The sequence below is a fragment of the Glaciibacter kafniensis genome (assembly GCF_039538945.1).
Classification (GTDB): Bacteria; Actinomycetota; Actinomycetes; order Actinomycetales; family Microbacteriaceae; genus Cryobacterium; species Cryobacterium kafniensis.
The window spans coordinates 121,380-147,554 of sequence record NZ_BAABCN010000015.1 but is presented as its reverse complement, the minus strand read 5'-3'; the positions used below and the strand labels follow the sequence as shown (position 1 = coordinate 147,554).

Below are 26,175 nucleotides of genomic sequence, written 5' to 3'. Positions count from 1 at the left end.
TCGAGCAGGAGGTACGGCACCTCGCGTTGACATGCAACAGAAATTTGACACGATCGCGCGACCCACGTAGATTGCTCACGTTCACAAATATTAAAACGATTCAATAACTCCTCAATGTGGAGGTTAGGTCCGTCAATGTCGATTAGCCCCAGTACCACCGGCCCCGCTGCCCTGGAGCTTCGAAACGTTGCCAAATCATTTGGTGCCGTCGTCGCCCTGAAGTCCGCCAGCCTCACGGTGCAGATGAATTCCATCCATGCCCTGGTTGGAGAAAACGGCGCAGGCAAGTCCACCCTCGTCAAGATCGTCGCCGGCCTCTACCGCCGCGACGCCGGCGACTTTCTGCTGCGTGGCGAGAGCGTCGACTTCACCTCGACCGCTGAGTCGAAGGCGGCCGGCATCGCCGTTATTTACCAAGAGCCGACGCTGTTCCCCGACCTCTCGGTCACCGAGAACATCTTCATGGGACGCCAGCCGACCAACCGCTTCGGCAAGATTGACCGCAAGCGGATGCGTACAGAGGTGCAGGGACTGTTCGCTCGCCTCGACGTGCGCATCAACCCCGACCGGCCGGCCGAAGGCCTCTCCATCGCCGACCAGCAGATCATCGAGATCGCCAAGGCCATCTCGCTCGACGCTCGCGTGCTGATCATGGACGAGCCGACAGCCGCTCTCAGCGGAGTCGAGGTCGACCGCCTCTTCGCCGTCGCCCGCAGCCTGCGCGACGAAGGCCGCGCCCTCGTCTTCATCTCTCACCGCTTCGACGAGGTCTTCGCACTCTGCGACACCATCACCGTCATGCGCGATGGCGAATACATCTCGACCGACGCCATTGAGTCGACATCCGTTTCTGAGATCGTGCGCCGGATGGTCGGGCGCGACGTCGCAGACCTCTTTCCGAAGCAGGTGGCTGAGATCGGCGAGCCGGTGCTCGAGGTCAGCGGCCTCAACTCGGCCGGCGTCTTTCATGACATCAACTTCACCGTGCGTGCCGGCGAGATCGTCGGCCTGGCCGGCCTGGTCGGCGCAGGCCGGAGCGAGATTGCCCGCGCCGTCTTCGGTGTCGACAAGTACGACTCCGGATCGGTGCGCATCAATGGCACCCCCATCCCGCGGCGCAATCCTGCCGCCGCTATGAGCCTCGGCTTGGCACTGGTGCCAGAGGACCGCCGCAAACAGGGCCTCGTGATCGACTCGACCGTCGGCCGCAACACGACGATGGCGATTCAGAAGCAGCTGACGAAGTTCGGTCTGCTCACGGCGAGCGCCGAGAACGCCGCGGCCCGCATCTGGGCGAGCCGTCTCGAGGTGAAGACCAACGCGCTCGACACCGTGGTCGGCACCTTGAGTGGCGGAAACCAGCAGAAGGTCGTGCTCGCGAAGTGGCTCGCCACGAACCCGCGGGTGTTGATCATCGACGAACCGACCCGCGGCATCGATGTGGGTACCAAGTCTGAAGTTCACCGCCTGCTCTCCGAGCTTGCCGGCAAGGGCCTCGCGATCTTGATGATCTCGTCGGAGCTCCCCGAAGTTCTCGGCATGGCCGACCGTGTGCTCGTCATGCGCGAAGGCCGCCTCACCGCCGAACTGAGCCGGGCCGACGCCACCTCAGAAACAGTTATGTACGCCGCGACGCACGCAACGGAGCACCACTCGTGACCACGACGCTGACCCCCACACCAGCCCCCACGCCACCCCAGGCTCGCAGCCAGAACGGGTTCACGCTCGGCCTGTACTCGTTCATGCGGGCCAGGGAGACGAGCATCCTGCTCGCCCTGATTCTCGTGATCGTGGTGACGACGGCGAAGAACCCCAACTTTCTGTTCAGTCCAGACGGCTGGCGCGACCTGCTGCTCACCCCGTCGATCCTGATCCTCGTGGCCGTCGGTCAGGCGATCGTGATCATCACCCGCAGCGTCGACCTGTCGGTCGGCTCGGTTCTCGGCCTCACCGCCTACCTGACCGGCCGCCTGTTCATCGACATCCCCGGCATCCCGATCATCGTCGTGTTCGCCGCGGGAATCGTGCTCGGCGGGCTGCTCGGCCTGATCAACGGTGCCCTGGTGGCCTTCGCGAAGGTGCCGGCCCTGGTGATCACCCTCGGCACGCTCTATGCCTACCGCGGCATCAACGTGCTCTGGGCCGGCAGCGACCGCGTCAATGCCTCCGACATGCCCAAGGACTTTCTCGCCCTCGGCACCAGCTCGGTGCTGTCGATCCCGCTCTTGACCATCATCGCCCTCGTTGTGCTCGTGGCGGCCGGCTGGTACATGCGCAACACCCGCGGCGGACGCGAGTTCTATGCGATCGGCTCCGAGCCGGCCGCGGCTGAGCTCTACGGGCTGCGTGTGACCAAGCGCATCCTGATCGCCTTCATCGCCTGTGGCGCCCTGACCGGCCTGGCCGGCGTGCTCTACGCCGCCCGCTACGGCACCATCAACTCGCAGGCCGGCAGCGGCTTCGAGCTGGATGCCGTCGGTGCGGCAGTCATCGGTGGCGTCGCCATCTTCGGCGGCAGCGGCACCGTCTGGGGCGCCGCCCTCGGCGCGACCCTGCTGCTCACGATCAACCGCGCACTGCCCATCCTCGGCGTTCCCGACTTCTGGCAGCGTGCCGTCGTCGGCGTGCTGATCATCGGCGCCATTGTTCTCGACCGGGTGCTCTCGCTCCGACAAACCCGCAAGCTCCTGGAAGAGAGGGACGACTCCAATGTCTAGCACCGCAACTGTTCAGACCCCCGTCGTCGCACCCCGCGTCTACCGCGACTATGGCCAGCCGGCCTGGCGTCGCATCCTCTTCACCCGCGAGAGCGCCGTCATCGGCCTGCTGCTGATCGTGATCCTCGTCGCCTCGCTCAGCGTGCGCAACTTCGGCAGCCCGATCACCATGACCTACCTGCTGCTCGACGTGGCCCCGATTCTGCTGATCGCCCTGCCGATGACCCTCGTGATCATCACGGGCGAGATCGACCTGTCGGTGGCGAGCATGGTGGGCCTGAGCAGCGTGCTGGTCGGAACACTGCACCAGGCCGGGCTCCCCCTCGCGGTCGCCGGCCTGATCGCTCTCGTCGTCGGCGTCATCGGCGGCGCGATCAACGGCTTCTTGATCACCGTCGTCGGCCTGCCCTCACTGGCGGTCACCATCGGAACGCTTGCGCTGTATCGCGGACTCGCCGTCGGCATCCTCGGCACCACAGCCGTCACCGACTTCGACGAGTTCTGGACAACGCTCGCCAAGTCGAAGATCGGTGAGACGGGCATTCCGTCGATCATGATTCCATTCGTGGTGCTCGCGATCATTTTCGCGATCGTCTTGCACTTCACTCCGTTCGGCCGTGGCATCTTCTCGATCGGGTTGAGCCCGGACGCGGCGACCTTCTCCGGCGTCAACGTGAACCGCACCAAAATGATCTTGTTCATGCTCACCGGCGTCGTCTCGGCATTCGCCGGCATCTACTACACGCTGCGCTTCGGCAGCGCCCGTGGTGACAATGCGACGGGGCTCGAGCTGCAGGTCATCGCCGCGGTGTTGCTCGGCGGAGTCTCAATTTTCGGTGGCCGCGGAGCACTGCACGGCGTCATCGCCGGCGTGCTCCTGATCGGAGTGCTCGCCAGCGCCTTGCGCCTGGCCAACGTCACCTCCGACGTCATCAACATCATCACCGGAGTGCTCTTGGTGCTCTCGGTGGTGTCAGCAAGCTTCCTGGCCTGGCTGCAGAAAAAGCGGCAGGGACCCGGGGGACTCAAACGGGGTCGGACACGCGCAGCCAAGGCGTAATCCACCTTCTCGTCGATGCAATCACACATCGGCTTCACACTATGAAAGGAAGAACAACGATGTTGTTTCACAAACGTCTCACGGGCAAGTCCCGTGTAGGTGCTGTCGCAGCTCTTGCCGTGACCTTTGCACTCGTCGCATCCGGCTGCTCAGCCAACCCCACAGAGGGCGGCTCGACAGACGGCGCCGGCTCGGGCTCCGGAGACGCCAACCTGGCGATCACCTTCCTGCCGAAGAACCTCGGAAACCCGTACTTCGACACGTCCGACAAGGGCGGCGAGACGGCCATCACGGAGTTCGGCGGAACCTTCGCGCAGGTCGGTCCGGCAGAGGCCAGCCCCGACGCACAGGTCAGCTACATCAACACGCTCACCCAGCAGGGTGTGGGCGCTATCGTGGTCTCGGCCAACGACCCCAAGGCCATCGGCGACGCGCTGAACGAAGCGCGCGACGCCGGCGTCAAGGTTGTCACCTACGACTCCGACACCGAAGCGCAGTTCCGCGATGTCTTCATCAACCAGGCTGACTCGGCCGGCATCGCCAAGGTGCAGGTTGACATGATCTCCAAGCAGATCGGTGACGCCGGCGAGGTCGCCATCCTCTCCGCCAGCGCCAACGCGACGAACCAGAACGCCTGGATCGAGCTCATGAAGACCGACCTCGCCGAGAACCACCCGAACATCACGCTCGTCGAGACCGTGTACGGCGACGACGATGACCAGACCTCGTTCGACAAGACTGCCGCACTGCTGCAGACCCACCCGAACCTCAAGGGCATCATCTCCCCCACGACCGTCGGAATCGCTGCGGCAGCTCGTTACCTGCAGACGTCTGACTTCAAGGGCAAGGTTGCACTGACCGGTCTCGGCACGCCGAACCAGATGCGCGACTACGTCACCGACGGAACCGTCACCGCGTTCGCGCTGTGGAACCCGGCAGACCTCGGCTACCTCGCCGCGTTCGCTGCGAAGGCACTCATCGTCGGTGACATCACCGGCAAGGACGGCGACACCTTCGAAGCCGGCAAACTCGGCTCCTACACCGTTGGCAAGGACGGCGTCGTGCTCCTCGGCGACCCGTACGAGTTCAACAAGGACAACATCGCGGACTTCGACTTCTAAGTCCCCGACCCCGAAACGTCCGGCCGGCGGAGGTGGTCCGTCGGCCGGACCCTCGTGTTTTGTGCTCACCACCACCCGCAGCATCCGCTTCACCTGAACCATCCGCTTCACCTGAACCATCCGCTTCACCACCACCACACCACCGTTCAAAGGACCAACCACATGCAGCGCGTGTGCTTTCAACTGCAGGTCAGAGCCGACCGTTTAGACGCCTACCGCGAGCGTCACGCGGCGGTCTGGCCCGAGATGCTCGCCGCGCTCAAGACCACGGGCTGGCACAACTACTCGCTCTTTCTGCGCCCCGACGGTTTGCTGATCGGCTACTTCGAAACTCCCTCACTCGCTGCCGCTCAAGCCGGCATGAACGCCACGGATGTCAATTCCCGCTGGCAAGCCGAGATGGCCGAGTATTTCGAAGACTTGGGCGACGTAAAACCCGATGAAGGCTTTCTCGTTCTCGACGAGATCTTTCATCTGGAAGACCAGATTGACCTGGCGCATTCCACGGGATACAGTTTTCCCACTGCCAATTGAAACGATTCATTCATTGATTCAACCGTTGCACTCCCCCCACGGCCCGTGCAACTGAAACCTCGTCAGCATCATCGACACGTCTAGAAAAGTGACAACGCACATGACCACCAGCTTCACCTCCATCGCTCCTCAACTTGAGGCGCAAGCCATCGAGCTTCCCTCCTGGGCTTTTGGCAACTCGGGCACTCGGTTCAAGGTCTTCGGAACTCCCGGCACCCCTCGCACCATTCAGGAGAAGCTCGCGGATGCCGCGAAGGTGAATGAACTCACCGCGCTGGCCCCCAAGGTGGCGCTGCACATCCCGTGGGACAAGGTCGATGACTACCAGGCACTCCGCGGCGTTGCGGCTGACCTCGGCGTCGAGCTCGGCACGGTCAACTCGAACACCTTTCAGAACGACGACTACAAGTTCGGCAGCCTGACCCACACCGACTCGGCGATTCGTCAGCAGGCCATCGACCACCACTTCGAGTGCATCGATGTGATGGACGCCACCGGCTCACAGGACCTCAAAATCTGGCTCGCCGACGGCACCAACTACCCGGGTCAGGGCGACCTGCGGGGCCGTCAGGACCGCCTCGCCGACTCGCTTGAGCAGATCTACGCCCGTCTCGGCGACGACCAGCGCATGGTGCTCGAGTACAAGTTCTTCGAGCCGGCTTTCTACCACACGGATGTTCCCGACTGGGGAACCTCATACGCCCAGGTCACCGCGCTCGGCGACAAGGCGATGGTCTGCCTCGACACCGGCCACCACGCGCCCGGCACCAACATCGAGTTCATCGTGATGCAGCTGCTGCGCCTCGGCAAGCTCGGCTCGTTCGACTTCAACTCGCGCTTCTACGCCGATGACGACCTCATCGTCGGTGCGGCCGACCCGTTCCAGCTGTTCCGTATCCTCTACGAGGTCAACCGCGGCCGCGGCTTCGACGCTGACAGCCCTGTCGCGTTCATGCTCGACCAGTGCCACAACGTCGAGGACAAGATCCCTGGCCAGATCCGCTCGGTGCTCAACGTGCAGGAGATGACGGCCCGTGTGCTGCTCGTTGACACCGTTGCGCTCACCGCAGCACAGAACGCCGGCGATGTGCTCGGCGCCAACAGCATCCTGATGGATGCCTTCTACACCGATGTGCGTCCCGACCTCGCCGCCTGGCGTGAGTCGCGCGGGCTGCCGGCCGACCCCATGGCGGCCTACGCTGCATCTGGGTACCAGCAAGAAATCGCGGCCGCTCGCGTCGGCGGCCAGCAGGCAAGTTGGGGAGCGTAGGAGCGCACTCTCCTCGCCCGCACCCCCTCAAATGAACTCAGGGTGCGACGGGCTCGACCACACCGCTGGTTGAGCCCGTCGCCGTGCCGCATCCGCTGCGCGGGTCCGGTGCCGGCACGCGGGTCGGCGCCAATGCGCGCAGCGGCACCCAACGCGCGCAGCGCACAGTTCGCCCGTCAGCGCCTCTGCCGCACATCCGTCGCGCGGGTCGGATGCCGTCGAGACCTCGTACGCAGTCCTGACATCGGGTCGCGTGAACTTGGCGATGGAGTGTGGAAGAGAAGAACCCGACACCAGTCGGTGACGGGTTCTTCCTGTCTCTGCGCAGCAGTGTTGCTGAGGTGCAGGCGGGAATTGCTAGGCGCGAACCGTTCGTCCGCCGTCGACAGAAATGACCTGGCCGGTGACATAACCGGCGTCATCTGACAGAAGGTATGCGCCGGCTGCGGCGATGTCTTCGGGACGCCCGACCCGGGACTTGACGAACGTCGCCTCGATGGTCATTTCTTCCATGGCCGCGCGAATCTCGGCCGGGAACCGGTCATGCACGATCACGCCGGGCGCAATTGAGTTCGCCCGGATACCGTCGACACCGTAGCGAGAAGCTACGTGTCGCATGAGCGCGTGTCCACCGGATTTCGCCATGGCATACGCGACACGCACGGGCTCGGCCACATAGGCGGATCCTGAGCTCGTGTAGACGATGGACCCGCCACCACGCTGGATCATCGGCGGAAGTGCCGCGCGCGTGCAGAGCACGTAACCGCGCAGATTGACCCGCAGACTCGCGTCGATCTCATCCATCGTCATGTCGAGGAGTCCGTCTTCAGAATTGCCCGACAGGCTCGCGAAGTTCACGTGGAGGCCGTCGAGGCCGCCGAATGTCGACACCGCCAGGGCGACCGCCTCGCCCACTGAGCTTTCCTCGGCCCCGTCGAGTCGCGTCGCGACGATCGACCCACCGTCAGTGCGGATGCCCGCGGCCACCGCTTCGACCCCGGCGATATCGATATCGCCGAGCACGACATTCGCGCCCTCCGCCGCGCAGCGCTGCGCAAGCCCGGCGCCAATGCCGCCAGATCCTGCAATCAGAATCGTCTTACCGTCAAGTCTCTTCATTCGTCCGACCCTCTGTCCTCAGTATTTACGAGACAAAAAGTCTCGCAAATAGAAAGGTATCGATCGAACAACGGGCTGGCAAATACGCAGGGATCACAGGGCGATCAACTCGAGTGCGTCGTCGGCCCCGTGCCTGTCGCTGCGCCATACAGAATGAGGTCGGCAAGTCCCTCCGACACGTCGCCGCCCGTCGCCCGCGCGTTGGTGATGCGGTGAAAGATGGCGCCGACCAACGCGTCGACCATCGTGTCGACATCCGTTCCCGGCTTGAGCTCTCCCGACACAACGGCGCGCGCGAGACGCTGCTTCAGACCCTCACGCACGGGAGCAACGAGGAGATCGTGTTGCCGGAGCGCAACTTCCTCGTTCGCCGCAGCGGCCGCGATGAGGGCCCGGCGTAGCGGGTCGACTCCCGGTGCGGTCAGGGCCGTCGACATCGCGCTCAGGGTCGACTTGAGGTCGGAAGCGATGTCTGCGGAGTCAGCCACCGTGATGGTGAAGAACGAAATAGTTCCCTCGACGATGCCTTCTGCGACAACGTCACCCTTGGTGCGCCACCATCGATACACCGTCTGCTTCGAGACGCCCGCGCGGATCGCGATTTGTTCGATGCTCAATGCGTCCCAGCCGATTTCAATGAGGAGATCCCGTGCGGCAGTCAAGATCGCGACCCGGGTCGATTCGCTGCGCGGGCGCCCTCGAGGAGTGTTAGACATTCACGAAGAGTAGCCCGCCGGGGCCCGCGAGTGGAACCGAGGGAATGCGGCGACCTCAGGCCGGTCAACTCCAGCGTGCAGGAGCGCAACAGAAGAAAGGCCGGGCGCTGACGCCCGGCCTTTCACATTGCTGTTGCTATTACTGGCCCGGCAGGCCCTCGTTCGCGATGTCGCCCGACTTCAGGTTGTCGTTCGTCATCGTCGTGAGGCCGGCGAGGAAGTCTTCACGCTTCGACACGACATGGTCGATCGCCTGGTCAACGTTGTCCTTCGTGATGGCCGGCATCAGGTAGATCGGGTTCTTCTTCACCTCGTCGCCCCGCACCACGGCCGCCGCGTAGGCAACCCCGGCCGACAGCTCGACCGTACCGTTCTGCAGCGAGGTGCCGATGAAGTCTCCGCTCTTCACCGCGGCGAGGCCGTCCGCGATGCCGTCGATGCCGACGATCGGGACACCTGTCTTGCCGGCTTCCTTGAATGCCTGCAGCGCACCGAGGCCCATGTCATCGTTTTGCGCGATCACACCTGAGATGTCGTCGCCGAACGCCGAGATCCAGTTCTTCACCTTGTTGACGGCTTCGTCACGCTTCCAGTTGGCGGTGTCCTTCGCGAGCACCTTCACGTCGGGGTACTTCGCGAGCACGTTGTCGATGCCCTTGCCGCGGTTGAGTTCGCCGGAGCCGCCGAGCGGACCCTGCAGGATGATGACGTTGCCCTTCCCGCCGATCGCATCCATCATCATCTGAGCTTCCTGCTCTCCGGCGGCGACGTCGTCTGGCTGCACGGAACCGGTGAGATCTGTGCTGTTGAGCGAGGCGTTGACGTCGAAGAACGGAATCTTCGCAGCCTTGGCCGCAGCGATCTGGGGTTGCAGCGAGTCGGCCTGCACCGGGATCACCACAATGGCGTCGACGGCGGCACTCACGTACTGGTCGATCTGGCTCGCCTGGGTGTTGACGTCGAGTCCAGCGGAGTTCCAGAGGATGTCGATGTTGTTCTCGGCGGCATAGGTGTCGATGCCCTCCTTGCCTTCGGTCACAAACGACGACATGTCGTAGACGCTCACGCCGATGGTGAGGTGCTTCTGGCCGCTCGCATTGGTGCTGACGGCGCCCGCGGTGGGATCGCCGGCGCCGCACCCCGAGAGGCCGAGCGTGAGGATGCCCGCGGCTGCGATGCCGCCGAGCCAGATGGTGCGGTTCTTCTTCATAGGATTCTTCTTTCCTGTGTGCAGTGGGGTCGTGCGAGGAATGCCCTTCGACAGGCTTGTGGATCGGCCTCGGCCGCTGCCTGTCGAAGGGCGGGGCCGAGACCGGAAATTATCGACGCCTCTTGTTCGACCAGACGTCAACGGCAACGGCCGTGACGATCAGTGCGCCCTTGATGACGTCCTGCCAATAGGCGGGAACGGTCAAGATGTCGAGGCCGTTGTTCAGTGTCTGAATCAGAAGCAGGCCGAGCGCGGTGCCCCAGACGCTGCCGCGTCCGCCGAGGAGGCTGGCACCACCGATGACGACGGCCGCGATGGCGTCGAGTTCGTAGCCTTGGCCGAGGTTGGGCGCGCCGAGCGTGACCCGGCTGGCGAGCATCACACCGGAGATGCCGGCGAGAACTCCACTGATGGCATAGACGCTGAAGAGCGTGCGGCCCACCTTCACTCCGGCGATCTGCGCGGCCACCGGGTTGCCTCCGACCGCGTAGACGCGCATGCCGTAGGCGGTGCGGCGCATGAGCACCGCGAAGCCGATGATGCCGACGATCATGAGAATGACGGGCAGGGTGAGGCCGAAGATCTGCGCATTCGCGATGCTCGAGAACGCAGGCGGTAGGCCGGTGATCGGAGCACCGTTGCCGGCGACGTAGGCGAACCCGGATGCCGCGGTGAGCATCCCGAGGGTCGCGATGAAGGGTGGAACCTTGATCACGGCCACGACAAATCCGTTGATGGCACCCGCGAGGAGACCGACGCCCATACCGGTGACGAGGGCCAGCCACACCTGATCGGGAAAGGCTTTCGCCGTGATGCTTCCATAGACAGCGGCGACGGCGATGACGCTGCCGACCGAGAGGTCGATGCCACCAGTCAGGATCACGAGCGTCTGCCCGAGCGCGATCAACGCGAACGGCGCCGCAGCGACAAGGATCGTCGTGAGGTTCTCCGGCGTGCCGAACCGCGCGCTCCGGTACAGGAAGAACGCGATGATGAGGAGCATCACGATCACCATCGCGTAGCGGATGGCGAGGTCCGCGAACCAGGTGCCACTGAACCGTCTGGTTTCGCCGGGAATCGATGTGGCCGGGATCGCCTGTTCGATCTCTGATGTTGTCTTCGTCATGAGCGTGAGCTTTCTGAGTCCTGTGCGTCTGCGTTCGGGGTGAGTGGGGTGCCGGAAGTCGGGATGCTCGTCGTTGCCGGGGTCATGCCGGAAGCGAGCCGAAAGATGCGGTCCTGCACGTTCGGATCTGCGAGGTCGGCCCGATCGAGTTGGGCCACCACCGTCTGCTCCCGCATCACGAGCGCCCGGTGGGAGAGGCTGAGAATCTCGGGCAGGTCGCTTGAGGCCATGATCACGGCCATGCCGGATGCGCTCAGTTCGGTGATGATCCGGTAGATCTCGCTCCGCGCGCCGACGTCGACACCGCGGGTGGGTTCGTCGAGGAGGAGAACGTCGACGTCGTCGGTGAGCCAGCGGGCGAAGACGACCTTCTGCTGGTTGCCGCCGGAGAGAGTCTCCATCTCCTGATCGAGGCCACGACTGCGCAGACTGACCGACTTCATGCTCGCGCCGATCGCATCCCGGCGGCTCGCGCCGTGCAGCCACCCGAGGGTGCTGAACTTGCCGAGGCGCGGCAACGTCGCGTTCTGCAGGATGCTCATCGAGAGCACGGCGCCTGCACCCTTGCGGTCCTCTGGAACGAGGGCGATACCGGCGCCGATCGCCGCCGCCGGGTTGCCGGTGCGCACATTCCGGCCATTGACGGTGATCGTTCCCGCCCTGACCGGCCGGGTGCCGAAGATCGCCTCGACGAGCTCGGTGCGCCCGGCGCCGACGAGACCAGCGAGACCGACGATCTCACCGCGCTTCACCTCGAGGTCGAGCGGCGCCCCACTCGGGGCGACGGCGAAGCCGCGGAGGCTGAGCACGGTCTCGGTGCCGGCTGGGGGCAGTTCGGGAAAGAGATCCTCGAGTTCGCGGCCGATCATGGCGGTCACGATGTCGTCGTCACTGAGATCGACGAGCGCCTCGTCGAGCACGAGCCCACCGTCGCGCAGAACGATCACACGGTCGGCGACCTCACGAATCTCTTCCATCTTGTGCGTCGTGAACAGGATGGCGACACCGCGGTTGCGCAGTTGCCGCATGACCCCGATCAGGCGCGCGACTTCGCGTTCGGCGATCGCGCTCGTCGGCTCGTCGAGGAGGAGCACCCGGGCACCCGTATTGGTGGCCTTCACGATCTCGACGATCTGGCGGAGGCCGACGGGCAGGGAACCCATCCGCGCGGTGGGTCGGATGTCGACGCCGAACGCCGCGAGGAGTTCACGGGCCGTGCGGATCATGCGCGAGCGGTCGAGCAATCCGAGCCGGGTGCGCAACTCACGGCCCAGGAAGATGTTCTCGTAGACGGTCGTGTCGAGTACGGAGGCGAGCTCTTGTGGCACGATCGCGATGCCCAGCCCCACCGCCGCGCTCGGGTTGCCGGCCGAAAGCTCCTGCCCGCGCACGAGCACGCGTCCCACATCCGGCTTGTATTGACCTGACGCGATCTTCATCATGGTGGACTTGCCGGCGCCGTTCTCGCCGGACAGCGCCGTGATCGTGCCGGGCGCGAGGGAAAGCGAGACGCCACGGAGAACCGGCACGCCGCCGAAGGACTTCTGCAGATCGATGCACTCGAGCATGACCGGTGCGTCGTCGGAGAGCGCGGGCGTGGCGTGCTCACTGGTGACGGTGGCTGCGGTTGTCACGACGGCACCACCATGCTCTTGAGAGTGGCCGGCGAGTTCGTGGATTCAAGTGCCGCTTCGACGTCGTCGAGGCCGAAATGCCCGGTGACCAGTGCGTCGAGGTCGACGGCGCCCGAGGCGACGAGCGCGATCGCCGTCGGCCACGTGTTCGCATAGCGAAAGACGCCGGTCACGACGAGTTCACGATTCTGAATGGTGGAGACCGGAAGACTGACGTCGTCTGCCCCCATCCCGACGAGTACAGCAATGCCCGCGCCGCGAAGGGATCCGATCCCCTGTTTCACCGCGATGGACGAACCGGAGGCGTCGATGAACGCATCGAACGCGGCGCTGGGGATGCCGTCATTGATCGGATCGATCGCGCGCGTCGCGCCGAAACGAAGGGCAAGCTCGCGGCGCTCGGCCACGGGATCGCTGACCACGATGTCGGTCGCCCCAAATGCGCGGGCCACCTGGGCAATCACGATCCCGATCGGGCCGGCGCCCGCGATCAGCACGCTCGTGCCCGGCGCGATGCCCGCCTTCCGGCAGGACCAGATGCCGACCGAGAGCGGTTCCATCAGGGCCGCCGCGTCATCGCTGATGCTGTCGGGCACGGAGTGTGCGAAGTCGTCCTGAATCACGGCGTACTCGGCGAAGGCGCCGTGGATGGGCGGAGTCGCGTAGAACTCGATGCGATCACAGAGGTTGTACCGGCCGGCTGTGCAGAATCGGCAGCGACGGCACGGACGCTGGGGTTCGATCGACACCCGCTCGCCCACCCGGTCAGCCGAGACATCCGCTCCGACCGCGACGATGGTGCCGGAGGCTTCGTGGCCGAGAATCAGCGGCTCTTCGACGACGAAATCGCCGATCCGGCCCTCGTGAAAGTAGTGCACATCCGAGCCGCAGACACCGACCGCGGCGATGCGGACCAGAACCTGGTCGGTGGCGAGCGCCGGCACCGGAACGTCGGCCACGATCAGCGATCGGGTGTGTTCGAGGATGCTCGCCCTCATGTTCACCGGTGTCGTCATAGCGATGTCCCTTCACGGCCGGGGCCGCCTGCGTCGGTAGTGGTGCTGTCACACCGGGCAGAAGCGCCGGTGCTAACGGGTCACTCTAGAACAATTTCACGAATGAGATTGAGGTGCGCTCGTATGAGCGCATAGACTGAGGGGAGTGCCCGGCAGAGGGCGCACCACGATGGAGTGCTGATGAGCGAAACGGGGACGACCATGGGTCCGGATGAACGGGTGCGGATCGCCTATGCGGCCAAACGCCACTACATCGACGGACTCAGCCGCATGGAGATCGCCGATGAACTCGGGGTCTCCCGGTTCAAGATCGCGCGCATGCTCGAATCGGCCAGAGAGCATGGAATCGTGACGATCACGATCGAACCGCACGCCTCCGTCGACCTCGACCTCTCGATCGGGCTCCGCGACCGATTCGGGCTGAACCGCGCTCTCGCCGTGATCACGCCGGAGCAGCGCCCGGAAACCATTCAGGATGCCCTGGGTCGCGCGGCGGCGGAACTGCTGCAAGAAATCATCGTCGACGGCGACGTTCTCGGGGTCACCGCCGGGCGCACTCTCACCGCGACGGCATCCCATCTCATGACGCTCGCGGACTGCGAGGTCGTGCAGCTCGCCGGCGTCGCCGCGGCCACCCCGGAGAACGGAGTCGAGGTGATGGGCAAATTCAGTCGCGTGTCTGGCGGACGCGCGCATGCCATCTTCGCCCCGCTCATCGTCGACAACGCCACCACCGCTCGCGCCCTCCGCAACGAACCGGGCATTCGCAATACGATGCGGCGGTTCCCCGCGGTCACGAAGGCCGTCGTCGCCATCGGCAGCTGGAGTCCGCCTGACTCACAGCTCTACGAGAGTGCACGGCAGGTGGGCATCCTGGACCAGCTCCTGGCCCAGGGCGTGCAAGCTGAGATCTGCTCCACACTCATCGACAGCGACGGCAACGTGGTCGAGGGCATCGAAGATCGGTCGATTGCGATCGGCACCGACCAGCTGCGTGGGATCGCTGACGTCATCGCCGTCGCGGGCGGCACCTTGAAGACGGCGGCCGTTGCCGCGGCGCTTCGGTCGGGGCTTGTCACCTCGCTCATCACCGATGCCGCGCTCGCCCAGCGGCTGCTCAGCGAACCTGAGCCCCGCGCATCCGGTCGCTCTCGACGCTGAGAGCCGGTCAGACGACTCAATTTCGTTGATCGCGTAGCGCCCGACGGAGTCGGCCGCTACGCGGCATGGTGGTGGGCGAATGAGACCATTTCGTTGGTCGAGGAGGCCGCCCGCGGCCGTCTCGAGACCTCGCGAGCCGATGTTCGAAGTCAACCCGAGTTCAAGGATTGGCTCGCGAGATCTCGAGATGCGGCCTCCTTCGTCGGCTGCTCCTCGATCAACGAAGTGGCCATTTGCCTCAGAGACGCTCGCTGGCGCTCGTTCCTCGACCAACGACGTGGCCAGGCGCCCCTCAGAGCGCGTGCACGATGGGCGGAAAACTGCGCCGCACGAGGTCACGCAGCTCGGTGATATCGCCCTCGATGGCACCGTTGGCCCGCGCCTGGACCACCAGATTTCCAATGGCCGTGGCCTCGGCAGGGCCGGCGAGTACGGGCAGTCCGCTGCGCTGGGCCACCATTCTGCAGAGAAGCGCGTTGCGCGACCCGCCACCCACGATGTGAATCGCCCGCACACGCTTGCCCGCGAGACTCGCCGCCTGCAGGGCGACCCGCGCGAAGGTGTCAGCGAGGCTCTCGATCACGATGCGCACGAGCTCGGCGCGTTCGTCGGGTATCCGCGCACCCTGCGCGGCGAGCTCGGAGCGCACGCGATCGAGCATGGATCCGGGCCCCACGAAGACCGGGGACCGTGGGTCAATGAGCACCTCGGCCGAGGGTGCAGCCCCGGCGGCGGTCAGCAGCGCGTCGGCAGCGGCGCTTTCCCCTGGCCGACCGACACCCCACTCCCGCAGGCATTCGTTGAGAATCCACAGGCCGGGAGAGATGCTGAGAAAGCGGTTGCGGCCATCGACACCGCCTTCGTTCGTGAACCCGGCGAGCCTCGCCGCCTCGCTCAGAACCGGACTCCTCGTCTCGACTCCGACGAGACTCCAGGTGCCGGACGACACGAACGCCACGTCGTCATCGGGGGTGGGAATCGCAGCGACGGCGGATGCCGTGTCGTGCGTGGCGACCGCGATCACGGCCGTCCCCGCATCCAGGCCGAACGCATCCGCCGCTGCCGCGTTTACCACTCCATAGTCAGAGCCGGTCGCGATGACCGGCGCGAACAATCGCAGCGGGAGGCCAAGCTCCCTGAGCAGCTCGGCGTCCCACGAACCAGTGCGCCAGTCGGCGAGACCCGTCGTTGACGCGTTCGTCGACTCGGCGGCGGCCGTGCCCGTCAACTGGAAAGCGATCGCATCCGGCAGCAGCAGCATCCGATCTGCTCGCTCGAGAGCCCCGCGATCACGATCGGCGACGAGCTGGTATCGAGTCATCAACGGCAAGGCGCATTGGCCAGTGCGCTCGAAAAGTTCGCGTTGCCCGATTCGGTCATGTACGTCTCGGAACGCCGAGAGCGTGCGCGGTTCGCGCTGGTGGTAGGGCGGTTCGAGAAAACGGTCGTCTCGGAGCAGGGCATAGTCGCTCGACCAGGAGTCGATGCCGATCGAAGCGAACCCCTCGCCGCCCCGTAGTTCGCGCAGCCCAGCGGCGGCATCGGTGAGGAGCCGGTCGAGGTTCCAACGCAACTCGCCCTGCGTGACCAGCGGCACATTCGGGAAGCGGTGGAGGCCCTCGATCACGATCGCGTCAGAGCTCACCCGCCCCGCAACGACCCGCCCGCTCGAGCCGCCGAAGTCACACGCCGCGACGCGGGTCGAGGCAGCTGGTCGACCCTTCTTCGGCATGAATCAAGCGTAGCCGCACGCCACGGCCCGCTCTGAGCCCCCCGCACACCGGCGACCGGCGTGCCCGATCAGACGACGGTGTAGCCGCCGTCGATTCGAAAACTCTGACCCACGACATACGCAGAGCGCTCACTCGCGAGGTACACGACGAGGTCGCCCAGCTCATCCGGCTGCCCCATCCGCCCTGACGGGATCTTCGAGATCCACGCCTCGGCCATGTCAGGATTCTCGGCCACGAAGTCACGCGTCATGTCGCTCGCGAAGTAGCCGGGTGCGATCGCGTTGACGCGGATCCCGAGCGGCAGCCATTCGATCGCGAGGCTGCTCGTCAGCATCGAGACGGCCGCCTTCGAGGTGTTGTAGGCGGCCTGGGTCTGCGGGATGTTCACGGCGAACGCCGACATCGACGAGACGTTCACGATGCTCGCGACTCCGCGCTCGGCGCCCGGAAGGCCGGCGTTGGCAGCCACGAACGCCCGCGCAAAGGTGCGCGAGGTGAGGAACGTGCCGGCCACGTTGACTTCGAACAGCCGGTTCCAGTCGGCCACTTCGGTGTCGATGGCCGGCGCCCCAAGGGTCATCCCCGCGCTATTGACCAGAATGTCCGCGGTGCCAAATCGTGCTGTCACGGCGTCGAACGCGCTTTCGACCGATGCTTCGTCGGTCACGTCGACGTTGACGCCGATCGCGTCGGCACCCGTCTCGTCGGCCAACCGGGCGGCCGCGGACTCGACGGTGTCGAGTCGGTCGAGAAGGGCAATGGAGGCCCCTGACGCGGCAATGGCCTTCGCCATGGCATAGCCGAGGCCCCGCGCCCCACCGGTGATCACGGCACGTCGGCCGGCGAGCAATGGTTCGATCGTTGACATACCGTCAGTGTAGGCACAATGCTCATACGCAAACATTCGCCGCTCATTTGAGCAAACTCGCTCACGTGCTCGGGCCGGTTGAGTTGAGATGCCCCCTGGACCGATGTCGACGATGTGACATTCTGTTGGAGCGCACAGGTTTGAACGACGCGACGCGCCAGTCACCCACCCGGGCAGTGTGCGAAAGTGCGGCAGCCGATGCACAGGATGCGCACGGGCCGACGTGGCAGCGCATCGGCAGAGAAGATCAGAGGGACACGATGGCAACAACCGGCACACTGGGGGCTGAGGACCGCCGCGCCCACCTCACCGCAATTCTCGAACGCGAGGGCGCCATCCGTCTCGACGACGCAGCCCAGGAGCTCGACGTCTCGTCGATGACCGTGCGCCGTGACCTGGCCGATCTGGAAGCGGCCGGCATCCTGCGTCGCGTGCGCGGCGGGGCCATCCCGACGCTCCGCCCCAAGACGTTCACCGAGCGCTCGGCGACAAGCATCCGCGAAAAGGGCATCATCGCCGAGAAGGTGCGCACGCTCATCCCGACAGACGGCGCCATCGCGATCGATGCATCGAGCACGGCCGGAGGGATCGGCCGGCTTTTGAGCGAATCCGCCCTCACTGTCGCCACCAACTCCTACCCGAACTTTCTGCTCGCCGATGAGAACCGCGACGTCACCGCCATCCTCATCGGCGGCCAGGCCGAGTCGCGCACCGACAGCTTCATCGGACCCATCGCCTGCCAGGCAGCGGGATCGCTCCTCTACCGTCGATTCTTCTTCTCGGCAGCGGCCGTCGACCCGATCGTCGGCAGCTCGGAGGTCACCCTCGAGGAAGCCCAGGTGAAGCAGGCGTTCGCGCGGGCGTCTGACGAAACCGTACTCCTGGCCACGGCGTCGAAGCTCGGGCAGCGGGCGATGGCCGTCGGGTTCGCGCTCGAGGGCGTCGACCTTCTCGTCACCGAGCTCGACATCGCGCACCCGCTCCTCGACCCGTATCGCGGCCTCGTCGAGTTGCTCTAGCACCCCCTTTTCGCCAGTCGTCCCCGCGTGGCCACGACGACAGCGGACCCCTCATTGCGCATTCAGTTGCTTCTTGTGATACTTAACACGATTGAACAGTATGACTATGGCGCTCGTGTGCGCCGACGAAGGAGTACGAATGTCCGGCACGCCCACGAACCTCGCCGCTGTGAACCTCGCCGCCACGCACCTCGGCGCCACGAACCCGACCGCAGCAGAGCTGATCGCCCGCTCGAACCGCCTCGGCACCGACCCCAAGAACACCAATTACGCCGGCGGCAACACCTCGGCCAAGGGCACCGAGATCGACCCGGTCACGGGCGAATCGGTCGAGCTGATGTGGGTCAAGGGCTCCGGCGGCGACCTCGGCACGCTCACCGAGAACGGCCTGGCCGTTCTGCGCCTCGACCGGATGCGCTCGCTCGTCAACGTCTACCCCGGTCTCGACCGCGAAGACGAGATGGTGGCGGCTCTGGACTACACGCTGCACGGCAAGGGCGGCGCTGCCCCCTCGATCGACACGGCCATGCACGGTCTCGTCGACGCGGCCCACGTCGATCACCTGCACCCCGACTCCGGCATCGCCATCGCGACCGCCGCCGACGGCGAAGCACTCACCGCGACCATCTTCGGCGACACGGTGGTGTGGGTTCCCTGGCGTCGCCCTGGCTTCCAGCTCGGCCTCGACATCGCCGCCATCAAAGAGGCGAACCCGCAGGCCATCGGTTGCATCCTCGGCGGCCACGGCATCACCGCCTGGGGCGACACCTCGGCCGAGGCCGAGACGAACTCGCTCTTCATCATCGACACCGCCGCCGCCTACATCGCCGCGCACTCGAAGGCAGAGCCCTTCGGCCCGGCCCTCGACGGCTACGGCGCCCTACCCGAGGCAGAACGACGCGCGAAGGCCGTGGCCCTGGCCCCGACCATCCGCGGCCTGGTCTCGACTGACCGCGCGCAGGTGGGTCACTTCGATGATGACGCAGTGGTTCTCGACTTTCTGGGCAGCACCGAACACCCGCGTTTGACCGCGCTCGGCACGAGCTGCCCCGACCACTTTCTGCGCACCAAGGTCACCCCGCTCGTGCTCGACTTGCCCGCCGACGCGTCGGTCGAGGAGTCGATCGAACGCCTGCAGGAACTGCACGAGCAGTACCGCGTCGACTACCAGGCCTATTACGACCGCCACGCGGATGCCGCGTCGCCGGCCATCCGTGGCGCCGACCCGCTGATCGTGCTGATCCCCGGCGTCGGCATGTTCAGCTACGGCGCGAACAAGCAGACCGCCCGCGTGGCCGGCGAGTTCTACGTCAACGCCATCAACGTGATGCGCGGCGCGGAGGGCCTCTCCACCTACGCCCCGATCGATGAGGCCGAGAAGTTCCGCATCGAGTACTGGGCCCTCGAAGAGGCCAAGCTCGCGCGCTTGCCGAAACCGAAGCCGCTGGCGAGCCGTGTCGCTCTCGTGACCGGCGCCGCATCCGGAATCGGCAAGGCCATCGCCACACGCCTGGCCGCCGAGGGCGCCTGCGTCGTCATCGCCGATCTGAACCTCGCGAACGCGCAGGCTGCTGCGGCCCAGATCGGCGGCACGGATGTCGCCATCGGCGTGCAGGCGAACGTCACAGACGAAGACCAGGTGCAGGCATCCGTCGACGCCGCGGTTCTCGCGTTCGGCGGACTCGACCTCGTCGTGAACAACGCAGGACTCTCGCTCTCGAAATCACTGCTGGAGACCACCGTCGCCGACTGGGACCTGCAGCACAACGTGATGGCCAAGGGCTCTTTCCTGGTGTCGCGGTCCGCGGCGCGCGTGCTGATCGACCAGAAGCTCGGCGGGGACATCGTCTACATCTCCTCGAAGAACTCGGTCTTCGCCGGCCCGAACAACATCGCGTACTCGGCGACCAAGGCCGATCAGGCGCACCAGGTGCGACTGCTCGCGGCCGAGCTCGGCGAGCACGGCGTCAAGGTCAACGGCATCAACCCCGACGGTGTTGTGCGCGGTTCCGGCATCTTCTCCAGTGGCTGGGGCGCCAAGCGTGCCGCGGTCTACGGGGTGCCAGAGGAGGAACTGGGCGCCTACTACGCGCAGCGCACGCTGCTCAAGCGCGAGGTGCTGCCCGAGAACGTGGCCAACGCCGTGTTCGCGCTCTGCTCCAGCGACCTCTCGCACACGACCGGCTTGCACATTCCCGTCGACGCGGGTGTGGCGGCGGCTTTCCTCCGATGATTCGCTCGCTCCCCCAGATGGCGCGCGCCTCCGTCGCACTCGCCGAGTTTGACCGTTGCGGTCGAGATACCCCGGCACACCGGGCAAACTGGACCGGAACAGTCAAACTCGGCGCTGCCCGCGTCGCGAAAGCCGGAGGTGTGGCGTGAGCGCCGACGGAACGAGCATCTCCCGCGGCACCGGCACCGCAGCCGGCTCGGTCGCCGCGATCGACCTCGGCGCCACCAGCGGACGCGTGATGCTCGGCCACGTCGGCCACAACGAACTTCACCTGCGCCAGGTCGCCCGCTTTGCGAACAACCCGGTGCGCACCATCGACGGCCTGCACTGGAACGTGCTCGAGCTCTACCGCAACGCGGTGGCCGGCCTGGCCAGCGCCCTGCGCGATGAGCCCGGAATCGCGAGTGTCGGTGTCGATTCCTGGGCGGTCGACTACGCGCTGATGCGCGGCTCACGGATGCTCGGCAACCCGTTTCACTATCGCGACGAGCGCTCGGCCGACGGCGTCGCCGTCACCCATGCGCTGATCGATCCGGCCGAACTCTACGCCGCAAACGGCCTGCAGTTTCTGCACTTCAACACGCTGTACCAGCTCGCCGCCGAGCGCCTGAGCGGCGGCCTCGACGGTGCCGACTCAATGCTGCTAATCCCCGATCTGCTGAACTACTGGCTGACCGGCACCCGGGCAGCCGAGCGCACGAACGCCTCGACCACCGGGCTGCTGCGAATCGGAGCAAGCTCGGCCGCGGCCGGCTCGACCACCGGTGCCGGTCAGTGGGACGACACCCTGATCGAACGCCTCGGCCTCCCACGCAGCATCTTCCCGACGCTTATCGACGCCGGGTCAACGGTCGGCTCCCTGCTGCCCGCAGTCGCCGCAGAGATCGGAGCGCGCCGCCCGCTCGACGTGGTCGCCGTCGGGTCGCACGACACGGCATCCGCTGTCGTCGCCGTTCCGATGCAGTCGGAGAACTCGGCCTACATCTCGTGCGGCACCTGGGGTCTGGTCGGGCTGGAGCTCGAGCACCCCGTGCTGACCGAGGCCAGCCGCGCAGCGAACTTCACCAATGAGGGCGGCGTCGACGGACACGTGCGCTTCTTGCACAACGTGATGGGCCTCTGGCTGCTCTCTGAATCGGTGCGCACCTGGGAACGCGGCGGCGAGACGATCAGTCTGACCGAGCTGCTCGCTGCGGCAGCGGCAGTGACCACGCCGGTAGCGATTTTCGATGCCGACGACCCCCGGTTCATGGCGCCAGGCGACATGCCGACACGCATCGCCGACTACTGCAGCGAACACGCGTTGCCGGTGCCGCAGAGTCGCGCCGAATTCGTGCGCAGCATCATCGAGAGCCTCGCGGATGCCTTCGGCTCAGCCGTGCGCACCGCGTCAGAACTCTCGGGTCGCCGCGTCGATGTCGTGCACATTGTCGGTGGCGGGTCGCAGAACGAGTTGCTCTGCCAGCTCACAGCCGATCGCCTCGGAGTGCCGGTGCTGGCCGGCCCGGTCGAGGCGACGGCCATCGGCAATGTGCTCGTGCAGGCGCGCACGCAGGGTCTCGTCACCGGGGATCTCGAATCGTTGCGCGGCCTCGTCGCGCGCACCTTCGCACCGGTGCGGTACCAGCCGCGGGTCGCGGCTGAGCGGCGCGGCTAGGACAGCTCGGCGCACGCTCCGACCAATCGTGAGTGTCAGCAAAAACCGTTGGGATTGCGCAACTGTCATCGAAAACCCCACCGGTCGTGCGGCATCCGGTGACAGTTGCGGTTTCTGCGACAGGGGACACTGACCACGGATGCCGCCGCGCATGCACACGCACACACACACACACACACACACACACACACACACACACACACACACACACACACACACACACACACACACACACACACACACACACACACACACACACACACACACACACACACACACACACCCACTCGCGCGCACCGGCGCCTCATCCATTTAGGCTCGAACCATGACCACACCACGACTCCTCGTCAGCCTCCCCGGACACGCGCTGCGCGCCGCACTCGGCGAGGTGCCCGACGGCGTCGAGATCGTCGAATGGGACATGACCGGTCCGGCCCCGGTCACGTCGATCGACATCGTGGTGCAGCCGTACATGGGGGCGACGAAACGCCTCGTACAGCTCGATGGCCTGACGACGCGCCTCGTGCAGAGCCAGTCGATCGGCTACGACGGGGTCGAGGCAGTACTCCCGGCCGGTCAGGTCTTCGCGAACGCCGCAACCGTGCACGAGACGTCCACCGCCGAGCTCACCCTCGCTCTCATTCTGGCGTCGCAGCGGGGCATCCCCGACTTCGTGCGCGCCGCGGGCGAAGGCCGCTGGGCGCCGGCTCGCCACGAAAGCCTGGCCGACCGCACTGTGCTCTTGCTCGGCTATGGCGGCGTCGGTCAAGCCATCGAGACGCGTTTGCTCGCCTTCGAGACGAACGTCGTGCGCGTCGCCCGCACGGCACGCACCGATGAGCGCGGCCCGATCCACGGATTCGACGAGCTTTCCGAACTCCTTCCGCAGGCCGACATCGTGGTCGTCGGTGTTCCGCTCAGCGCGGCGACGGCGCACCTCGTCGACGAGGCGTTCCTCTCCCTGATGCCAAACGGCGCTCTGCTCGTGAACATCGCGCGGGGCAAAGTCGCCGACACGGATGCCCTGCTCAGGCACGCAGCATCCGGCCGGTTGCGTCTCGCCCTCGACGTGACCGATCCAGAGCCGCTGCCCGCCGGTCACCCACTCTTCGCCCTACCCAACGTGCTGATCAGCCCGCACGTGGGCGGCGCATCCACCGCCATGATGCCGCGGATGGCCCGGCTGCTGCGTCGTCAAATCGACCTGATGCTGGCCGGAGAGCCACCGGTCAATGTGGTCGTGCGCAGCTAGCTGAGTCGGTCCGCTGAGTCGGATTGTGCGCGCTGTCACAATAACGCAGAGTTCTCCACCTCGACCATCGCCGCACTCCGGGCACGTTCACGGCGTCATGAGCCGGCGGAGGTTGTGGATGCTCGATGCAGAGAACCGAGAGCCGCCTCGAGGGCCGCCTCAAGTGGCCACGCCGACCGCAGCGGCTGACTGAGAACCAGCCCGCCTTGGATCGCTGCGAGCATGACGATAGCGATGCGCTGAGGATCGACCGACGCTTCGACGCGGCCGGCCGCTTGCATTCTCTCGACACCGCTGGCCAGCCAATTGCGCCACATCTCCATGGCCGCACCTATTTGGATTTCGAGTTCGGGATCTGTTGTTGCCGCCTGCGTCGCGAGCGAACCGATCGGGCACGCCCATCTGCCGAGCCCGAGGTAGTAGTCCACGAGCGCTGCACGCCAGGCATCCCACGATTCCCACGTGCTCAGGTCGCGAATGAACGGCTCCTGCGCTGCGACCAGCTGCGTCCATTCCCAGCTGGCGACCTCGCGCACCAGTTCGGACTTCCCTCCGGGGAAATAGTGAAAAAGCTGGCTCTTGCTCGTGAGCGTGGCGGCACGCACGGTGTCGAGTGTGGTCCCGCCGATCCCGGCGGCGAGAATCTGTTCCCCGGTGGCCTCGATGATCCGCTGTCGCGTGACCCTGCCGCGGTCAGTGATCTTCGTTTCGCCCATACATCGATGGTAGCGCATTGGACCGAGTGGTCCATAGTGTGCTACGAATGGACCATGAAGTCCAATAGCGAAGAAATCCAGACCCTGCATCGCGATTCCCGGCTCGTCGGCCGCACGGCACTCGTCACCGGATCCACCAGCGGCATCGGCGAGGCCATCGCCCACGTGCTCGCCGCATCCGGGGCGGAGGTGGCAGTGAACGGTCGCGACGCCGGTCGTGCTCAGGCGGTCGTCAACGCGATCGTCGGCGCCGGCGGCACCGCACACGCGGTCGTCGGCGACCTCGGCGGGTCGTATGCCGACATCCGACAGATCGTCGTCGGTGCGACATCCGCCCTGGGGGGCCGGGTCGACATCCTCGTGAACAACGCCGGCATCTACCCGACCGTGCCCACCGTCACCCTGACCGATGCCGAGCTCGATTCCGTGTTGGCCACAAACATCCGCGCGCCTCACGTTCTGGTCGCCGAGCTCGCCCCCGCGATGGCGGAGCGCGGCAGCGGATCGATCGTCAACATCGGTTCGTTCACGTCGCGGGTCGGCCTGCCCCTCGGCTCGGCGTACAGCGCTTCGAAGGCCGCGCTCGAACAGATGACCCGCGTCTGGTCGGCCGAGTTCGGGCCGAACGGGGTCAACGTGAACACCGTCGCACCGGGCGTGACGAGCACTCCGGGCAATGCAGACGGTGCAGACATGCTCGCAGCCATGACTGCCGGAACCGTCGCCGGGCGTCCAGTTCGTCCGGTCGACATTGCGTTCGCGGTGCGCTTCCTCGTGTCAGACGAAGCGTCTTTCGTGCACGGCATCCTGCTCGACGTCGACGGCGGCATCGTCAACACCCGGGTCGGCTGAGCCACGCACAATGACCGGCGGAGGCGAGGTGACGTCTCGCGCCGGTCCGGCGCACAAACTAAGCGGATGCCGCGTCGAGCGACGCGAGTTCGGCATCCGTCAGCGTCAGCGCGGCCGATGCCACCAGATCCGGCAGCTGTTCGACGGTGCGCGCACTGGCGAGCGGAGCCGTGATCGTCGGCTGCTGGCGAAGCCATGCCAACGACACCGACGCGACGGAGACGTCGTGCGCGGCAGCGACGGCATCGAGCGCTCCGAGAACGCGGAGACCCCGCTCATCGAGGTAGGCACGGGCGCCATCGGCGCGAGGGCTGTCGGAGTCCGACACCGTGTCGTCCCGGTATTTGCCCGCGAGAAACCCCTTGGCCAGCGAGAAGTAGGGGAACACGGCGAGATTCTCGCGCGCCGCCCGCTCGCGGAGGCCGTGCTCGAAGTCGCGGTGAACCAGGTTGTAGTGCGGCTGCAGAGCGACAGCACGGTGCAACCCGTTTGCCGCCGTCACGTCGAACCACTCGTCGATGCGCTCCGGCGAGTAGTTGGAGATGGCGATGTAACGCACCTTGCCCGCGTCGACGAGCTCGGACAGCGCGCCGATGGTCTCCTCAAGCGGCACCGACGCGTCGTCGAAGTGGGCGTAGTAGAGGTCGATGTGGTCGGTCCTCAGGCGGGCCAGGGAGGCGTCGGCCGCGAGCCGGATGTTGTCGGCCGCCAACCCGGCGAACTGCGGGTGGGTGCTGACCTTCGTCGCGATCACGACATCGTCGCGGTTGCCGCGGGCCGACACCCAGTTGCCGATGATCGTCTCACTCTCGCCCCCGGTGTTGCCGGGCACCCAGGCCGAATAGCCGTCGGCGGTGTCGACGAAGTTGCCGCCCGCTTCGACGAAGGAATCGAGAACGTCGAAGGAGGTCGGCTCGTCGGCCGTCCAGCCGAAGACGTTGCCACCGAGCACCAGTGGAAACACCTCCAGATCCGAGTCGCCGATCCTGGTCGTGGTGGCGCTGAGCGAGGTCCCTGCCATGACATGTCTCCTTCAGATTGAGCAAGTTCAGATTGAGAACGGACGGGATGCATCCGCGCACTGGTCATAACCAAGCCTGGCCGAGAAGATTCCCACTGGCAGGAATGTCGTGCAAAAAACCGTCACACTCTGTAAACTAT

At 65.7% G+C, this 26,175-nt stretch carries 22 protein-coding genes; 12 read left to right on the top strand and 10 right to left on the bottom strand.

Features of this window, described 5'->3' with window-relative positions; translation table 11 throughout:
• Window positions 1-135: 135 nt before the first annotated feature.
• The 6 genes from ABD791_RS18470 (at window position 136) to rhaI (ending at window position 6,702) form a co-directional block, all read left to right on the top strand.
• On the top strand, window positions 136-1,659 hold the full coding sequence (locus ABD791_RS18470) for a sugar ABC transporter ATP-binding protein (RefSeq protein WP_345069348.1): 1,524 nt from the start codon (window positions 136-138) through the stop codon (window positions 1,657-1,659).
• Entirely contained in the window at window positions 1,656-2,717 is a 1,062-nt protein-coding gene (locus ABD791_RS18465; RefSeq protein ID WP_425562272.1) for an ABC transporter permease, read from the top strand. The genes ABD791_RS18470 and ABD791_RS18465 overlap by 4 nt, the downstream gene beginning before the upstream one ends.
• Window positions 2,710-3,777 carry an ABC transporter permease gene (locus tag ABD791_RS18460; RefSeq protein ID WP_345069347.1) on the top strand — a complete coding sequence of 356 codons (1,068 nt, stop codon included), beginning with the start codon at window positions 2,710-2,712 and terminating at the stop codon, window positions 3,775-3,777. The genes ABD791_RS18465 and ABD791_RS18460 overlap by 8 nt, the downstream gene beginning before the upstream one ends.
• Window positions 3,778-3,836: 59 nt before the next feature.
• Window positions 3,837-4,898 (top strand): rhamnose ABC transporter substrate-binding protein, encoded by a 1,062-nt coding sequence (gene rhaS / locus ABD791_RS18455; RefSeq protein WP_345069346.1) that lies wholly within the window; start codon window positions 3,837-3,839, stop codon window positions 4,896-4,898.
• Between the two features lie 162 nt (window positions 4,899-5,060).
• Window positions 5,061-5,432 carry an L-rhamnose mutarotase gene (locus ABD791_RS18450; protein ID WP_345069345.1) on the top strand — a complete coding sequence of 124 codons (372 nt, stop codon included), beginning with the start codon at window positions 5,061-5,063 and terminating at the stop codon, window positions 5,430-5,432.
• 100 nt (window positions 5,433-5,532) lie between these two features.
• Complete coding sequence (gene rhaI, locus ABD791_RS18445) at window positions 5,533-6,702, top strand: L-rhamnose isomerase (RefSeq protein ID WP_345069344.1); 1,170 nt, start codon at window positions 5,533-5,535, stop codon at window positions 6,700-6,702.
• A 357-nt stretch (window positions 6,703-7,059) separates the two neighbouring features.
• Here rhaI and ABD791_RS18440 read toward each other — a convergent pair whose 3' ends face one another.
• The 6 genes from ABD791_RS18440 to ABD791_RS18415 all read right to left on the bottom strand — a co-directional run bounded on the left by ABD791_RS18440 (window position 7,060) and on the right by ABD791_RS18415 (window position 13,523).
• Window positions 7,060-7,821, bottom strand: coding sequence for an SDR family NAD(P)-dependent oxidoreductase (locus ABD791_RS18440; RefSeq protein ID WP_345069343.1), 762 nt, complete (start codon window positions 7,819-7,821; stop codon window positions 7,060-7,062).
• 104 nt (window positions 7,822-7,925) lie between these two features.
• Window positions 7,926-8,537 carry a TetR/AcrR family transcriptional regulator gene (locus ABD791_RS18435; protein WP_345069342.1) on the bottom strand — a complete coding sequence of 204 codons (612 nt, stop codon included), beginning with the start codon at window positions 8,535-8,537 and terminating at the stop codon, window positions 7,926-7,928.
• 139 nt (window positions 8,538-8,676) lie between these two features.
• Window positions 8,677-9,747, bottom strand: coding sequence for a substrate-binding domain-containing protein (locus ABD791_RS18430; protein ID WP_345069341.1), 1,071 nt, complete (start codon window positions 9,745-9,747; stop codon window positions 8,677-8,679).
• 109 nt (window positions 9,748-9,856) lie between these two features.
• Window positions 9,857-10,873, bottom strand: coding sequence for an ABC transporter permease (locus tag ABD791_RS18425; RefSeq protein ID WP_345069340.1), 1,017 nt, complete (start codon window positions 10,871-10,873; stop codon window positions 9,857-9,859).
• Complete coding sequence (locus tag ABD791_RS18420) at window positions 10,870-12,507, bottom strand: sugar ABC transporter ATP-binding protein (RefSeq protein ID WP_345069339.1); 1,638 nt, start codon at window positions 12,505-12,507, stop codon at window positions 10,870-10,872. The genes ABD791_RS18425 and ABD791_RS18420 overlap by 4 nt, the downstream gene beginning before the upstream one ends.
• Window positions 12,504-13,523, bottom strand: coding sequence for an NAD(P)-dependent alcohol dehydrogenase (locus ABD791_RS18415; RefSeq protein ID WP_345069338.1), 1,020 nt, complete (start codon window positions 13,521-13,523; stop codon window positions 12,504-12,506). Before ABD791_RS18415 ends, ABD791_RS18420 begins: the two co-directional genes overlap by 4 nt.
• Window positions 13,524-13,703: 180 nt before the next feature.
• Between ABD791_RS18415 and ABD791_RS18410 the strand changes: the two genes are divergently transcribed.
• On the top strand, window positions 13,704-14,684 hold the full coding sequence (locus ABD791_RS18410) for a sugar-binding transcriptional regulator (RefSeq protein WP_345069337.1): 981 nt from the start codon (window positions 13,704-13,706) through the stop codon (window positions 14,682-14,684).
• A gap of 292 nt (window positions 14,685-14,976) precedes the next feature.
• On the opposite strand, the gene ABD791_RS18405 is transcribed toward ABD791_RS18410, so the two are convergent.
• Window positions 14,977-16,416 carry a rhamnulokinase gene (locus ABD791_RS18405; RefSeq protein WP_345069336.1) on the bottom strand — a complete coding sequence of 480 codons (1,440 nt, stop codon included), beginning with the start codon at window positions 16,414-16,416 and terminating at the stop codon, window positions 14,977-14,979.
• 68 nt (window positions 16,417-16,484) lie between these two features.
• The gene (locus ABD791_RS18400; protein ID WP_345069335.1) at window positions 16,485-17,285 is read right to left on the bottom strand and encodes an SDR family NAD(P)-dependent oxidoreductase; all 801 of its coding nucleotides are present in this window, start codon (window positions 17,283-17,285) and stop codon (window positions 16,485-16,487) included.
• Window positions 17,286-17,545: 260 nt separating this feature from the next.
• Here ABD791_RS18400 and ABD791_RS18395 point away from each other — a divergent pair, with 260 nt between their 5' ends.
• The 4 genes from ABD791_RS18395 to ABD791_RS18380 all read left to right on the top strand — a co-directional run bounded on the left by ABD791_RS18395 (window position 17,546) and on the right by ABD791_RS18380 (window position 23,446).
• The gene (locus tag ABD791_RS18395) at window positions 17,546-18,304 is read left to right on the top strand and encodes a DeoR/GlpR family DNA-binding transcription regulator (RefSeq protein WP_345069334.1); all 759 of its coding nucleotides are present in this window, start codon (window positions 17,546-17,548) and stop codon (window positions 18,302-18,304) included.
• Between the two features lie 139 nt (window positions 18,305-18,443).
• Window positions 18,444-20,537: a bifunctional aldolase/short-chain dehydrogenase gene (locus ABD791_RS18390; RefSeq protein ID WP_345069333.1), complete on the top strand. Its 2,094-nt coding sequence runs from the start codon at window positions 18,444-18,446 to the stop codon at window positions 20,535-20,537.
• A 145-nt stretch (window positions 20,538-20,682) separates the two neighbouring features.
• Window positions 20,683-22,194, top strand: coding sequence for a rhamnulokinase (locus tag ABD791_RS18385; protein WP_345069332.1), 1,512 nt, complete (start codon window positions 20,683-20,685; stop codon window positions 22,192-22,194).
• 325 nt (window positions 22,195-22,519) lie between these two features.
• Window positions 22,520-23,446 carry a 2-hydroxyacid dehydrogenase gene (locus tag ABD791_RS18380; protein WP_345069331.1) on the top strand — a complete coding sequence of 309 codons (927 nt, stop codon included), beginning with the start codon at window positions 22,520-22,522 and terminating at the stop codon, window positions 23,444-23,446.
• 95 nt (window positions 23,447-23,541) lie between these two features.
• Here the strand turns inward: ABD791_RS18380 and ABD791_RS18375 are convergent, their stop codons facing one another.
• A complete protein-coding gene (locus ABD791_RS18375; protein WP_345069330.1) occupies window positions 23,542-24,162 on the bottom strand; it encodes a TetR/AcrR family transcriptional regulator in 621 nt (206 codons plus the stop codon).
• A gap of 54 nt (window positions 24,163-24,216) precedes the next feature.
• Between ABD791_RS18375 and ABD791_RS18370 the strand changes: the two genes are divergently transcribed.
• Complete coding sequence (locus tag ABD791_RS18370) at window positions 24,217-25,014, top strand: SDR family NAD(P)-dependent oxidoreductase (RefSeq protein ID WP_345069329.1); 798 nt, start codon at window positions 24,217-24,219, stop codon at window positions 25,012-25,014.
• A gap of 58 nt (window positions 25,015-25,072) precedes the next feature.
• Here the strand turns inward: ABD791_RS18370 and ABD791_RS18365 are convergent, their stop codons facing one another.
• On the bottom strand, window positions 25,073-26,035 hold the full coding sequence (locus ABD791_RS18365; protein WP_345069328.1) for an aldo/keto reductase: 963 nt from the start codon (window positions 26,033-26,035) through the stop codon (window positions 25,073-25,075).
• Window positions 26,036-26,175: the final 140 nt, after the last annotated feature.

Coding starts and splice junctions, on each gene's coding strand:
- ABD791_RS18470 (WP_345069348.1), top strand. CDS start 136: ATGTCGATTAGCCCCAGTACCACCGGCCCCGCTGCCCTGGAGCTTCGA.
- ABD791_RS18460 (WP_345069347.1), top strand. CDS start 2,710: ATGTCTAGCACCGCAACTGTTCAGACCCCCGTCGTCGCACCCCGCGTC.
- rhaS (WP_345069346.1), top strand. CDS start 3,837: ATGTTGTTTCACAAACGTCTCACGGGCAAGTCCCGTGTAGGTGCTGTC.
- ABD791_RS18450 (WP_345069345.1), top strand. CDS start 5,061: ATGCAGCGCGTGTGCTTTCAACTGCAGGTCAGAGCCGACCGTTTAGAC.
- rhaI (WP_345069344.1), top strand. CDS start 5,533: ATGACCACCAGCTTCACCTCCATCGCTCCTCAACTTGAGGCGCAAGCC.
- ABD791_RS18440 (WP_345069343.1), bottom strand. CDS start 7,821: ATGAAGAGACTTGACGGTAAGACGATTCTGATTGCAGGATCTGGCGGC.
- ABD791_RS18435 (WP_345069342.1), bottom strand. CDS start 8,537: ATGTCTAACACTCCTCGAGGGCGCCCGCGCAGCGAATCGACCCGGGTC.
- ABD791_RS18430 (WP_345069341.1), bottom strand. CDS start 9,747: ATGAAGAAGAACCGCACCATCTGGCTCGGCGGCATCGCAGCCGCGGGC.
- ABD791_RS18425 (WP_345069340.1), bottom strand. CDS start 10,873: ATGACGAAGACAACATCAGAGATCGAACAGGCGATCCCGGCCACATCG.
- ABD791_RS18415 (WP_345069338.1), bottom strand. CDS start 13,523: ATGACGACACCGGTGAACATGAGGGCGAGCATCCTCGAACACACCCGA.
- ABD791_RS18410 (WP_345069337.1), top strand. CDS start 13,704: ATGAGCGAAACGGGGACGACCATGGGTCCGGATGAACGGGTGCGGATC.
- ABD791_RS18405 (WP_345069336.1), bottom strand. CDS start 16,416: ATGCCGAAGAAGGGTCGACCAGCTGCCTCGACCCGCGTCGCGGCGTGT.
- ABD791_RS18400 (WP_345069335.1), bottom strand. CDS start 17,285: ATGTCAACGATCGAACCATTGCTCGCCGGCCGACGTGCCGTGATCACC.
- ABD791_RS18395 (WP_345069334.1), top strand. CDS start 17,546: ATGGCAACAACCGGCACACTGGGGGCTGAGGACCGCCGCGCCCACCTC.
- ABD791_RS18390 (WP_345069333.1), top strand. CDS start 18,444: ATGTCCGGCACGCCCACGAACCTCGCCGCTGTGAACCTCGCCGCCACG.
- ABD791_RS18380 (WP_345069331.1), top strand. CDS start 22,520: ATGACCACACCACGACTCCTCGTCAGCCTCCCCGGACACGCGCTGCGC.
- ABD791_RS18375 (WP_345069330.1), bottom strand. CDS start 24,162: ATGGGCGAAACGAAGATCACTGACCGCGGCAGGGTCACGCGACAGCGG.
- ABD791_RS18370 (WP_345069329.1), top strand. CDS start 24,217: ATGAAGTCCAATAGCGAAGAAATCCAGACCCTGCATCGCGATTCCCGG.
- ABD791_RS18365 (WP_345069328.1), bottom strand. CDS start 26,035: ATGGCAGGGACCTCGCTCAGCGCCACCACGACCAGGATCGGCGACTCG.